This window comes from Vibrio sp. 10N.247.310.23 (assembly GCF_041467155.1).
Classification (GTDB): Bacteria; Pseudomonadota; Gammaproteobacteria; order Enterobacterales; family Vibrionaceae; genus Vibrio; species Vibrio crassostreae_C.
In genome coordinates this window covers 18,884-31,589 of record NZ_JBFSTZ010000010.1, presented here as the reverse complement: position 1 = coordinate 31,589, position 12,706 = coordinate 18,884, and the positions used below count along the sequence as shown (strand labels likewise).

General features: G+C 44.4%; 10 protein-coding genes and 1 pseudogene. 7 read left to right on the top strand and 4 right to left on the bottom strand.

Features of this window, described 5'->3' with window-relative positions; all coding sequences use genetic code 11:
- Positions 1–42: 42 nt before the first annotated feature.
- Positions 43–511: pseudogene (locus AB6D93_RS09585) on the bottom strand (cytochrome b).
- Positions 512–835: 324 nt separating this feature from the next.
- On the opposite strand from AB6D93_RS09585, the gene AB6D93_RS09580 reads away from it, so the two are divergent.
- A complete protein-coding gene (locus AB6D93_RS09580; RefSeq protein WP_017067625.1) occupies positions 836–1,675 on the top strand; it encodes a tetratricopeptide repeat protein in 840 nt (279 codons plus the stop codon).
- Positions 1,676–1,836: 161 nt separating this feature from the next.
- Positions 1,837–3,102 (top strand): peptidoglycan DD-metalloendopeptidase family protein, encoded by a 1,266-nt coding sequence (locus tag AB6D93_RS09575; protein WP_065584577.1) that lies wholly within the window; start codon positions 1,837–1,839, stop codon positions 3,100–3,102.
- Between the two features lie 209 nt (positions 3,103–3,311).
- Here AB6D93_RS09575 and AB6D93_RS09570 read toward each other — a convergent pair whose 3' ends face one another.
- Positions 3,312–3,632 (bottom strand): heavy metal-binding domain-containing protein, encoded by a 321-nt coding sequence (locus tag AB6D93_RS09570; RefSeq protein WP_004730185.1) that lies wholly within the window; start codon positions 3,630–3,632, stop codon positions 3,312–3,314.
- Between the two features lie 36 nt (positions 3,633–3,668).
- Positions 3,669–4,616 (bottom strand): LysR substrate-binding domain-containing protein, encoded by a 948-nt coding sequence (locus tag AB6D93_RS09565; protein WP_065584578.1) that lies wholly within the window; start codon positions 4,614–4,616, stop codon positions 3,669–3,671.
- 91 nt (positions 4,617–4,707) lie between these two features.
- Here AB6D93_RS09565 and AB6D93_RS09560 point away from each other — a divergent pair, with 91 nt between their 5' ends.
- Positions 4,708–5,733, top strand: coding sequence for a DMT family transporter (locus tag AB6D93_RS09560; RefSeq protein WP_102332040.1), 1,026 nt, complete (start codon positions 4,708–4,710; stop codon positions 5,731–5,733).
- Between the two features lie 42 nt (positions 5,734–5,775).
- Here the strand turns inward: AB6D93_RS09560 and AB6D93_RS09555 are convergent, their stop codons facing one another.
- Complete coding sequence (locus AB6D93_RS09555; protein WP_102332041.1) at positions 5,776–8,799, bottom strand: HD domain-containing phosphohydrolase; 3,024 nt, start codon at positions 8,797–8,799, stop codon at positions 5,776–5,778.
- A gap of 321 nt (positions 8,800–9,120) precedes the next feature.
- Between AB6D93_RS09555 and AB6D93_RS09550 the strand changes: the two genes are divergently transcribed.
- The 4 genes from AB6D93_RS09550 (at position 9,121) to AB6D93_RS09535 (ending at position 12,675) form a co-directional block, all read left to right on the top strand.
- Positions 9,121–9,867 (top strand): phosphatase, encoded by a 747-nt coding sequence (locus tag AB6D93_RS09550; protein ID WP_017059533.1) that lies wholly within the window; start codon positions 9,121–9,123, stop codon positions 9,865–9,867.
- A gap of 144 nt (positions 9,868–10,011) precedes the next feature.
- Positions 10,012–10,407 (top strand): cytochrome b562, encoded by a 396-nt coding sequence (locus AB6D93_RS09545; RefSeq protein WP_010428861.1) that lies wholly within the window; start codon positions 10,012–10,014, stop codon positions 10,405–10,407.
- A gap of 270 nt (positions 10,408–10,677) precedes the next feature.
- A complete protein-coding gene (locus AB6D93_RS09540; RefSeq protein WP_102332042.1) occupies positions 10,678–11,028 on the top strand; it encodes a hypothetical protein in 351 nt (116 codons plus the stop codon).
- A gap of 111 nt (positions 11,029–11,139) precedes the next feature.
- Entirely contained in the window at positions 11,140–12,675 is a 1,536-nt protein-coding gene (locus AB6D93_RS09535) for a PepSY domain-containing protein (protein WP_102332043.1), read from the top strand.
- Positions 12,676–12,706 lie beyond the last annotated feature (31 nt).

The window sequence follows — 12,706 nt, the reverse complement described above, 5'->3', positions numbered from 1 at the left end:
GCTTTTTTGTTGTTTGTGCAAATTGTCTTGAATTCTTTGAATCTAGAGCATCATCTTCAATACATAGTTCCTATAGACAAAGTGGTGTTTAAGTGCGGCACTGATATGCAGCACAATTAAACAGGCTAGGGCAATACAACTGGCACGATGGAAATAGAAAAAGAAGCCGTTGATTGCAGAGTCGGTAATTAGATTATTTACGCTCACTAACCAAAATAAAGAGTACGGTTCTTTTAGCATTAAGTAGCCGGTGCTGAAAACCATAAACATCACAAGATACATCAAAGAGTGTGCAAGCTTGGCAACGCATTTTTGCCCTTCAGGCACAGAGGTTGGCATTGCTTGGCGACGAGCGAAAGTGGCTCCAGATATAACGAACCACAAGCAGTGGCGTCGCAACGGTCGCCAATGACATGTTGAGCACTGACAGAAAAGAAAACAGCTCTGGATGACTGGTGACATAGTGCATCACATACCCTGCGATTGTTGCATAGATGATTACAGAAGCCATTACCCAGTGCAGTACACGGCTTACTAAATCGTATCGTGGATTATTCAAATTAACCTCGTTCTGATCGTTATTAATATAAGATTCATCTCGATGCAATAAACCATTTTTCGGTATATTCGCATCGCGAATTAATCATATAGAACAGTATTACGCGGTATTTTTATAATTTAGAAATTAATGATGTTGCTTCAGGTGTTTTATAATTATCAATGATGTTTTAGAGTGTTAATTCCAATATGGACATAGCAAACTTGTCGACTTCCTAGCTTGTATGCCTATTACGAGATACAGTTAGTCTAAATATAAACATATAAGGAATGTATAATGCTTCGAATCTTATTGGTTGCAGTTATCTCGGTGTTCAGCACGATGAGTTTTGCAAGCGAAGATGTTAAGTACTCGGAACAGGAGTATTTGGATAGACCGCTGATGGAACGCTATATATTGGATGAGCTGAAGCAACTGCGAATGGAACAGCAAGACCTTGAAAGACGCTTGACCATTCAGATGACGGATCGCGAATTGACTGTAGCGGATAAATCGCTGAACTACGCCAATGTTACCGTAACGTATTTCTTCTACATTATTGCTGGTGTGGCCTCTCTTATCGCGCTGGTGGGTTGGCAATCCATCAAAGAGCTTAAACACACAACTCAAGACATGGCTGATAAGCGACTTAATTCTATCGCTCAAGACTATGAGAAGAAGTTTAATGTTCTTGAACGGGATCTTAAGCGCAAGACCAGAATCATTTCCGACAACAACCGCGAAATTGAAATTATCAATGAGATTCATAACCTATGGTTGAGAGCACAGAACGCACAAACGGCAGAGCAAAAAATTGAAATCTACGATGAAATACTGAAGGTTCGTCCTGGAGATTTAGAAGCACTTACTGCCAAAGCTGACGCTGCTATGGATATACAGGAATACCACTGGGCAATGAGTCTTTGTAACCGTGTATTAGAAGTCGATGACCAAAATGCTCATGCCTTGTATCAACGTGCTTGCGCCTATGCTCGATTAGGGGCAGAAGGTCAAGCTATCGATGACTTAGAGCGCGCTATTGAAGCCAGTGGGTCCATGAGAGAGCTGCTAACTGAAGAGCCGGACTTTGAGATGCTGCGAGGCTTAGAACGCTTCGAAGTACTTCGTGAAGAGTAATATGAGGTAAAGATCCGTGTTAACTAAGGTGGTGGGCTTTGCATGCTCACCATACTTTCACACCTATCGCGCTATGGTTTCTTACATTTCATTTATTTTTTTGATTTAATTGTTATGTTATAACACTTTCTAAGTTCCTCGTTATAACCGCTAAGTATTTTATGAAGTTCCTCCGTATTGGTCTGATCGTTACTGCGATCAGCGCATTTTCCCTTGCTGCTTTGCTCTCTTTTCACTCCAAACCAGCACCAGAAATCTCTATCAAAATAACACCTTACCAAGGTTCTCAACCTAATGATAAGGAAGTCATCGACTCGCAAGCGACTCCCAACTCTTTGGTTAAGGTCCATTATTTTGTGAAAGTTGGCGATACGCTAAGCAACATCTTTTCGTCATGGCAACTGCCATATGGAACCGTTCAAAAGGTGATGGAAGCGGATCTGGAGTCTTTGAAACTCGACACAATAAAACCTGGTGACCATCTAGAGTTGCTTTTGGATAGTGACTCAAAACAGCTTGTGGAGCTGATTTATCACGAGAGTTTGGTTGAGCAAGCAGCCTTTACTCGAAATGATGATGGAAGCTTTAATTACCAATTCCATGAAATGCCTGGCGAATGGAAAGAAAAGCTCTATACGGGCACCGTTCATGGCAGTTTTTCAACGTCAGCATACAAAGCGGGATTAACAACCGCCCAGATCGCCAATATTACTCGAACGTTAAGAGACAAGATTAACTTCTCAAAGCAGTTAAGAGCGGGCGATGAGTTTAATGTGTTGGTCAATGAGCAATACACAGGCGACCATCTAACAGGAAAAACAGAGATCCAGGGCATATCGATTAGGTTACGAGGTAAGGAAGTGGCCGCGTTTCTTGCTTCAGATGGACGCTTCTACGACAGAGAGGGTAACAGCCTTGAGCAAGCGTTCAATCGCTACCCAATAGACAAACAATTCCGAAGAATTACTTCGCCATTTAACCCATACCGTAAGCACCCAGTGACCGGACGTATATCTCCGCATAATGGTACTGACTTCGCAACACCCGTAGGGTCGCCAGTTTATTCAACCGGTGATGGTCGAGTTATTGCTATTCGTAACCACCCGTATGCGGGGAAATACATAGTGATTGAGCATAACAGCGTTTACAAAACTCGCTATCTGCACTTGAGCCGATTCTTGGTTAAGAAGGGGCAACAGGTTAAGCGTGGGCAGAAAATTGCGTTGTCTGGCACGACTGGTCGCGTAACCGGGCCGCATTTGCATTTTGAAGTGCTGGTGCGTGGAAGAGCGGTGGATTCGATGAAAGCGAACTTACCTTTAGCAAGTTCTATCTTACCTGAAAATAAAGGTGCATTCTTGGCGAGAGTTGCCTCGTTTGATGACATGCTCTCCGGGCAAAAGGTTGCACGAGTAACATCAAGCTAAGTATCAGCTTATAACTGTTCTAACCCTTTGGTGGCTAGTCATCAAAGGGTTGGAACGAGTTTTCATTAGGCTGCCTGATTGCTCAATAGCTTAATAGATTAAGTGCTCAACATCTTATGTGCCCAAGTGCTCATGTGTTGAGATCTTAAGTGACTAAGTGACTAAGTGACTAAGTGACTAAGTGACCAAGCGATTGAGCGACTAGGCGATTAAGCGACGACAACCGCCGTGCCGCTCGCTGATACCATCAACATGCCATTACCCGTCCCTAATACTTCATAATCTATATCGACACCTACCACCGCGTTGGCACCCGCTTCAATCGCTTTTTGCTCCAACTCTTTGAATGCGTAGTTGCGTGCTTTTTCTAATTCTTTCTCGTAGGTGCCAGAACGTCCACCCACAAAGTCACGAATTCCTGAAAACATATCTTTGAAAACGTTCACCCCTAGAATGGCTTCTCCGGCAATAACCCCTTTGTAATCGACAATGCGCTTGCCTTCGACTGATTGTGTGGTGGTAATAATCATAATGGCCTCTTGTAAGCTTGCTGAGCTGTCACTCGCTTATTGATTGATAGTTTGGTCTTGCTCTTGAATGTCATCGTTCAGTGCTGTCTCTGAGCGTGTGAATTCATGTCTTAACCATGTTCTCAGTTTTAGCACACTTTCTTGTTTTAATTTGTTTTTTGGGCAAACAAAGTAAAAATCTTGGTGCGGGTTAGCAACCGGTTTACCCAATTCGACAAGCATCCCATGGCTGATATCATCTTTCACAAACAAGCGATGCGTTACTAGTACGCCTAACGAACGAATTGAAGCTTGCACCGCTTGAATGGAGACATCGAACGTCAGATTGCTATGGAATGTGGGCAGTGGAATTTGGTAATTGTCGCACCACACTTGCCAGTCGTGTTGCCGCCTGAGGTTAAAAACGCCAATGGTCGGGTTTTGTTTGACGAGTTGCTCGACGCTCAATCCGGTCTGGTTTTTTAATAGAGTAGGGCTGCACACCAAGACCAGATCATCGTCGCCCAGTTTCTCGCTGTAATATTGCTCCCACTCATTGGGCTTGCCATGTACGAGCGCAACATCGACCCCTTCCTGTTCAATATCGAAAGGGCCAGTTAGCGTCGAAATACGGATATCAAGTGAGGGAGCGAAAGCTTGGAAGTCGGGAACTCGTGGGATCCACCAGTGCATCGCGAGCGAATTGACCATGTTGAGGGTAATGCGGTGGTCGTTAGGCGTTCTGGCAAGCTCTTCGGTCGCCTCTATCACTTGCTCAAGTGCGGGCGCGACTTTGCGGTAATATCGCTTACCTGCGGCATTAAGAACAACACGACGACCGACTCGTTGAAACAAAGGCTTGTTGACCAGTTGTTCTAACGACTTTATCGCTTGGCTTACCGCAGAGTGACTGACGTACAGCACCCGAGCGGCGTCGGTCATGCTGCCAGTCTCAGCGACAGCAATGAAAGCGTAAACGGATTTAAGCGGAACGAGTTTTTTCATTGGTAAGTTTTCCTTACAGTTATAGTTAATATTACTCGCTATTTTTCATTACGTCACGCCTCTAAAATAGATGTCATAGGAGGTGATAATTATGTCTGATATTACCAAGGCGACGACTTTCATGTTGTTGTCGACGTTCAGTTTGTCTTTAAGTGGCTTGATGGCCAAGTATCTATCTGAAGTGATGCCCACTTCGTTACTCAGTTTTGTGCGTTTTTTGTTACCCAGTCTGTTTTTATTTCTTTTCCTGACCTTTTACAAAATCAGCAAGCCGACACGAGAAATGTGGAAACCTTTGGTGATGCGGGCGATCTTTATGGTGGCGTGTCAGTGGTGTTTCCTTACTTCACTGCAAACCTTAACGCTTGTTGAAGGGGTTGTGTTGTTCAGTACGGGGCCTCTGTTTATTCCATTGTTAGAAAAGTTAATATTTAGAACCAAGATTCATACAACGACGATAGTGTGTTTAGCTGTCACCTTTGTTGGCGTAGTGATGATGGCGGGGGATTTGTCGCAGTTTGAGTTGGGTTCGGAGTTCTTTAGACCTGCGCTTCTGCTTGGGCTTCTCGCGGGGGTATTTAATTCTGGCTCGCAAGTGAGTTTGTACCGAGCGTCTAAAACCAGCCTGACTCCGGCAGAGCTTAACACGTGGACCTTTTTAGTTGCGGCAATTATTGTGATACCAATGGTGGTGTTTACTTCACTTTCTGCGGTGCCCGATGTGCTTGAAAGTGCTGAAAAAGGCTTCGTGTCGGCGTTACTGTCTTTTGACGATTTACGCTGGATTGTTCTCGGATCACTTGGTCTTGCAATGTTTACCATCAATACCCAAATCTTCCGTTCCAAGGCGTATAAGCTTGCAGACAGTGGCTCCCAGTTGGCACCTCTGATTTTTACTAACATGCTGTTTAGCGCGCTTTGGCAGGGCTTGTTCTTTGATGATGTGTTTTCTACACAGCAGATGATTGGCATTAACCTGATTGTCGTGGCGAGCATCACCAATACATTGCTGGCAAAAAGACACAGCAAGGCGAAAGCCAAACAAAAACCGCACACCACAGTGGCTGTAGCGACTGTAGTGGACGTTGCGGTATTGGACTCGGCAGCTAAAAGCTAACCATTGAGTTATGGCTTATTCTCTGAATGGTTAATTTAAAACTTAGAACAATGAGCGTATGTATTCTTTTACTCGGTCGATGTGTTCGTGCGGGTCAATCTCGCAGCGTTGGTTCATTTCTAGGAATCGCTCAGCGTATTTATCGTAGATTTTGTTTTCCAAAAACAGTAAATACAACTTGGGATCGATATGACCGCTGGTGGCCATGTCGGTCATGATGTTGAGTGATTCGCTTAAGAGTTTACCTTTCTTATAAGGGCGATCACTAGAGGTGAGCGCTTCAAAGACATCAGCAATTGCCATTGCTCTCGACGGCAGAGGTAACTGGTCTTCGTTTAAGCCTCTTGGGTATCCCTTACCGTCGATACGTTCGTGGTGTCCGCTGGCGATATCCGGAATGTTTTGAAGGTAAGGCGGGTAAGGCAACTTGTTGAGCATGGTGAAGGTTTGGATAATATGATCGTTGATCATGAAACGTTCTTCATCGTTTAGCGTACCACGGCGTACTTTCAAATTGTGCAGTTCACCTTGGTTGTATTTAACTTCTCCGGGCTTAAGTACAAACGCTTCTTGCCATACATCGGCAGGGTTAAAGCCATTGTCCCAAGGTATTTTATGCTCCGGTTTGTCGGCAAGCAGAGGCTCCATGACAGGCAAACCCTTTTCCTGACTTGTTGGCTCAGTTCTCTCTTTCTCAACCGACTCTTTTTGGGTGTTAAATCTCTCTTTTTCAGACCAAGACAAACCCAATTGATCATCCAGTGTACGTTTCCATTGGCGTTTGGCTATTTGATCTAAGCGTTCTAGCTGCTCTTCCGTCATAGATTCGCCGCCAAGATTACACTCAGCAACGAAGGCAAACTCCTCATCCAGTTCAGACAGGCTTTGTTCGAGTATTTTGAGTTGTTCTTCTTGTAGTGCACCGTTCGCCATCGCTTTCCAGTAATCGGTTTCCGCTTGCTGTTTCAACAACTCAAAACGCATTCGCACTTCGTGGATTCGGTCGTAAATGGTTTCCAGTTTTGTTGCCTTATCTACCACATATTCAGGCGTGGTCACCTTGCCGCAGTCATGAAGCCAAGCGGCGAGCATCAACTCTTCCCACTGTTTACTGTCCAATGAGAATTGCGGGTAATAGCGGTCATCATCTATGGTTGCTTGAGTTAGCCATTTGGTGAGCTCAGGCACTCGTTGGCAATGCCCGCCCGTATAAGGTGACTTGGTATCAATCGCCGATGCAATCAGCTCAATAAAGGCATTAAGCATGTCTTTTTGTTGCTGCATTTGGTCGATGTTGTCTTTCGCTATTTCCGCAAAGCTGAGCAACTCTCTTAAAAAGGCGTGCTTGTCTGCCTGCATCTTGGTAATTGGTCTCTCATAGCCAATTGCCACAATCCCTACCAACAGTTTCTCTCGGTTTAATAGTGGAAATAGGTACAGGTCTGAATTGAAGATCGAATCTTGGTAATAGTTGAGAACATTGTCTTTTCGGTTCAAATGGATCGTCTCACCAGATTTAAGCTGACACAGCAACCAAGGCGTGTGTTTGATGAAGTCATTGATGTCGGCCTTAAAAGGAAGAATGGCAAGGTTGGCTGCCGTATCAAACACGTCTTTCTCTTTGGATTGAGTGAAAAGGACAATGGTTTCTGCTTTGGTAATTAAATAGCTTTGATGAGCAATGTTCTTGGCTAAGATCGAAAACTCCTGATTCCCGGCGGTGTCTCGAAGTAGGGTAATCAGATCATGAAGCGTGTGTTCCATTAGCTCAATCGAGTGGGCGAGGTTAGCCACTTCTTGAATCATGCTTTTGGGATAATGAGTACGCCTGAAGTCGAACCGAGCGATGTTGTCGGTGAGTTGCATCAGCGTATTGAGCGGCTGAGACAGTCGATTAGCAACAAACCATACGATAGCGAAGCAGATGAACAACATCCCAATCGCGACCGCAACTTGCTTGTCTCGCATCGAGATAAGATCAGCGAGCAGCTCATTGTGTGGCGTCGCTTCTGCCAAGTATAAGGTGACATTTTGAGTCAGTTGAACCGGCGTTAGCGTTAGTGCCCAAGTGTTTAAGTTGTACTCAACGTTTTTTAGATTGAGGTTAAACTTCTCTTCATCAGAGATAAGCGGCGCAATAACGGACGCTTTCAATGCTTCCATCTGTTCACGTTTGGGCACATTAAAGAAGCTTTGGTCTTGCTCACTGCCAGAGAGATTCCCCGTCGTTTGGTTGTTCGTTTGCTCAGTTTTACTTGTGTCATCAGATTGGGAGTCAGGCTTGGGTACTGATAGCTCAAGTTGATGCTGACCGAGAAGATTAAAATGTTGATCGAACAAGGCGAGTCGGGTTTGCGGAGAATAAGCTAATTCACTGATCTGAGAAGAGAGGGAACTCAACGTAAAGTCGGCACCAACCACATGCTTGCCATCGGCAGAACGCCTAGAGAGTGTAATGCCATTGGTTTGCAGGAAATAGAATAGATAGGGCTCAGAGAGTTGTATTGAGCCATCAGGCTTTGCGTTACGAAACCAAGGACGAGTGGTGGGGTTGAACTTACTCTCTGCTTGTCGAGTACTGATCACTTGATGTGCGCCATCAAGATAGGTAATAAAGTTTTCACCGTCTAGATTGGTGCTGCTGACCATCATGGTCGCTTTAGCGGGCGCGCTGTTTTCGGCTCTCTGTTTATTGGTGCTTAATGGACGAAAGATTCTGAAGTCACCATCTTCAGAACCATAAAATAGAGCGACCAAATTGGTGTTTTGCTTGAAGATGATATCGACCGAAGCAAGCCAAGAGTCTTTTTCGACAGCGGAAGCTTGATGAGCAACAAACGGGCTCACCGCCATCACATTTAAGGTTGTGATAACAGGGGCAATGGCTTGTTTAAATACTGATTCCAGTTTGTCGCGGTGCTCATTACTGATCTCGCGCACTGTGCCTAGCAGCAGCTCTTGGGAGTGCCGATAACTAATCGAAATCAATACCGCACCGACAAGTGTTGTCAAAATTAGGAAAAGGCTAGTGATGTGGATACTCAGCGGATATCGTCTTCTTCTCATCTAACACTCCAGTTTGTAGGCTGGTTTAAGTATTGACGAACTTGGGTAGGTTGCAAAAAATTGGCGCAATTACCGAGTGTGTGCGGTTCGACTTAGATAAGACCAAGCGCTGGCTGGCTCTGGTTAGCCACGTATTCCCGTGTCGTGTAAATGAACCAGTAATAAACCTTTATGTTTGGGTGCTAATTGTCACTTTCAGCTGATAAACTGGCCGAATTGTTGCCATTAGGCATTCATTTTCTGAAGTATTCTTTTCCTGAAAGAGATTCAGAGTTACTTTCTGAAAAACGTATTTTGACCGAGCGAAGAGGGCATTGATTCATGGAACTCAAAGTAGATACTCACACCCACACATACGCAAGTGGTCATGCTTACAGCACATTGATCGAAAACGCCAAGTCGGCAAAGCAAAATGGTTTAGCCATGTTTTGTACTACTGATCATTCAGAATCAATGCCGGGCGCGCCACACTATTGGTTCTTCAGCAATCAGCGTGTGCTCCCTCGTTTTATTGAAGATGTCGCAATTATTCGAGGTGTTGAGTCAAACATCATGAACACACAGGGTGAAATCGACATTCATCCGAGTGTGGATAAGAACTTGGATTGGGTGATCGCGAGTTTTCATGAGCCAGTATTTCGCCCATCGGATGTCGCTACCCATACAGAAGCATTGTTGAATGTGATTAAGGGCGGTCGAATTGATGCGCTTGGTCACTTAGGCAATCCTAATTTTGATTTCGATTTCGAAGCTGTTATTCAATGTGCGGTTGAGAACAACGTGGCGATTGAGATCAACAACACCACACTCAAAGGCAATAGCCGAGTTGGCAGTGTTGACCGCTGCTATGAGATTGCAAGAATAGCGAAAGCGAAGGGTGCATTTATTACAACAGGCAGCGATGCGCATTTCTGTTTAGATGTCGGTGGCTTAGACTTAGTCGCAGCATTGTTAGATGAAGTGGGCGTAGATTCGAGTAAAGTGATTACCCATTCGCCAAAGCAGTTCCTAGCCTTTTTGGCCTTGCGCGGTCGTAATGAAATCCCAGAATATTCAGATCTTGTTTAAGAGAATGTCGGCGGGTTTGCATTTCGACACAATCAATTTTTGTGCCTGAAAGATTTTTGTATACACTAGCCGAAAATAATAAAGTCGAAGTGCCACAGTAATGACGGCTCTAACTTCAAAGACACCGCTTCACTTGGAGAAACAATGAAAACTCGCTCAATCCTTTTATCTGGCTTAATCGCTGCTGCGTTATTGTCTGGCAACGCATTTGCTAATGTCGATCTTAAGAAAAATATGCAAGAAATGAAGCTTGCATTCAAACAAGCGGCTGAAGCTCAAAGCATCGAAGAGATGCAAAAGCCTATAGTACGTATCGACACGTTAGTTGCTGAGCTGAAAACGGGTGTTTACCCAATTGAAAAAGAAGAACACTTCATGGAAGGCTTCAAAAAAATTAGTGTATCAATTGATAGCATTGAGCAGAAGCTAGACCAAGGTGACTTTGAATCTGCACAGCAAGAACTTCGTACTATTGACGGCCTTCGTGAAGAGTATCACGAGAAGCGTAATCCGAGTATTTGGAGCAAGATCTTCGGTTAAACAAACCAAGACTAAAAACAAGTAACGTATATAGCGCCGACTTACATCTCCTTCTTGAGAGGACGAAGTAAGGCGGCGTTTTTTATTGCCTATTTTCCCGAAGGCTTACTGCAAAGAAATACGCAATACTTTCTTAGCTCTGATGCTGTAACCGGTTTATAACGAAAAAGAGTGTGCGTTAGCTTCAATTTTTTAACCTGATGTTAATCTTTACGTGTACCTATATTCCAAGTGCCTCATAATAAGGGAAATTTATAAAAATTTGGAATGATGCGCCGAACCTCGTTCAACTTCTCTATGTTACTTGCAACAGCACTAAGCTGGGCGTTGGTAACATTAATGCCTGTTATCAATGCTCATGGTAATAGTGCGGGAGTATGGGCGTCGTTATGTACGGTCAATGGCTTTGAATTGGTTCAAATCGAAGAAGGCGAACCTAATACTCATAAAGGAAAGCCGTGTCCGTTTAGCCATTTATCCACGTTTCACCAAGATGAACTTCCCACTACACTACTGACAACTCGACTGAGTTCTATTGTCTCCGACAGCTACGCTTTTTTGGCTCTAAGCGAACGCTACACGAGGCAAGCCCCGCGCGGCCCTCCCTTTGTTATTGCTTAAACCTAACCCATTAAAATAATTAAAAAATAAAGTATTAAGTAAAGTTAAACATGCTCAGATTACTTTCTGATTTTTCAGAAGGTATGTTTGCGTGTGTCAAAGGAAATTATAATGTTGAGAAATGAATCTCAAACCCCTGCGAAAGCACAAGCAACTTCGCAGTCTAAAAGCAGTGCAACAACCGGTTCGGAAACCAATATAAAAAGCAAAGACCGCAATAAAACCCTCTATTTCCTCACATGGCGCTGGCACTTCTATGCTGGGCTATTTGTTATCCCGTTTATGTTAATGCTGAGCATTACAGGTTTGGTGATGCTGTTTGATGATGAAATCGAATTGACTTTCCACCACGAAGCCCTAGAGATTGTTGCATCGGGCGAGCCGATTAAAGTGTCACAACAGTTAGCTGCAGTACAACTTCAATACCCACAAGGTTCGGTTACCCAGTTTGTTCCGAGCAAAGCTCCTGATCTGGCTAACCGCTTTTCGGTAGCACTTGTAGACGGCACATCGGTCTTCGCCACGGTAAATCAATATACGGGCGAAGTGGTCGGAGAGATTCCGCGTAGCGACAGCCTGTACCAACTCGCGAATGACATTCACGGCACTTTGTTGATTGGTGATTGGGGTGATTATCTAATTGAAGTCGCAATAAGCTTGTCTATTCTGTTGCTCATCAGTGGTATTTACTTATGGTTACCTAGAGATAACGCGAGCCGCGCTGGTTTTCTTAAGCTTCGATTTGGTTCAGGAACGCGTATTTTAATGCGTGATCTGCATGCGAACATTGGAGGTGTGTTATCGCTCGTTCTGTTGTTGTTTATTCTGTCTGGATTGGCATGGACAGGTTTTTGGGGCGGTAAGCTTGTTCAAGCATGGAGCACTTTCCCTGCTCAAATGTGGGACGATATTCCGTTGTCTGATAAGACGCACGCTTCCCTCAACCATGGCTCAGAAGAAGAGCTACCTTGGAACTTGGAGCAAACACTATTGCCTTTGTCTCAAGATAAGCCAGCAGAACACGTTCATTATGTGGAAGAGGCGACGGAACCTCATGATCACTCTAAGATGGGTGAAGATCACTCTCAACATGTGTTGTCAGCAAGCAACTTCGACATTGATGACGTTACTGAAAAAGCATACTCACTTGGTTTCACTCAATACAAGGTGAATTTCCCGCGTTCAGAAACAGGTGTTTACACGGTCACAGCCAACACTATGGGCGGTGACATCATCGATCCAACGCAGGATCGTACTACGCACCTCGACCAATACTCAGGTCGTATTCTGGGTGAGGTGACATGGCAAGATTATAACTTCATTGCCAAAACGTTAGCGGTAGGTATTTCATTGCATCAAGGTGACATCAGCATCATTAACAAGCTTCTAAATGCTTTGTTTTGTTTGGCGTTCATTGTTGTGTCCGTGACTGGCGGTGTGATGTGGTGGATACGTAGACCTTCAGGTCAAAGAAAGCTTGGCACGCCACCGAAGTTTGGCGATGCAGGGCTTTGGAAGACAGGTTTAGTGATCGTGATAGTTATTTCAGTACTGTTTCCACTGGCGGGAGCGACGATCGTGACAGCAATGCTGCTGGATTGGTTACTATTTTCACGCGTTGAGAAATTCAAGACGGCATTGAGTTAATTGATATACAAACTGACCTCCTTTTTGAGGA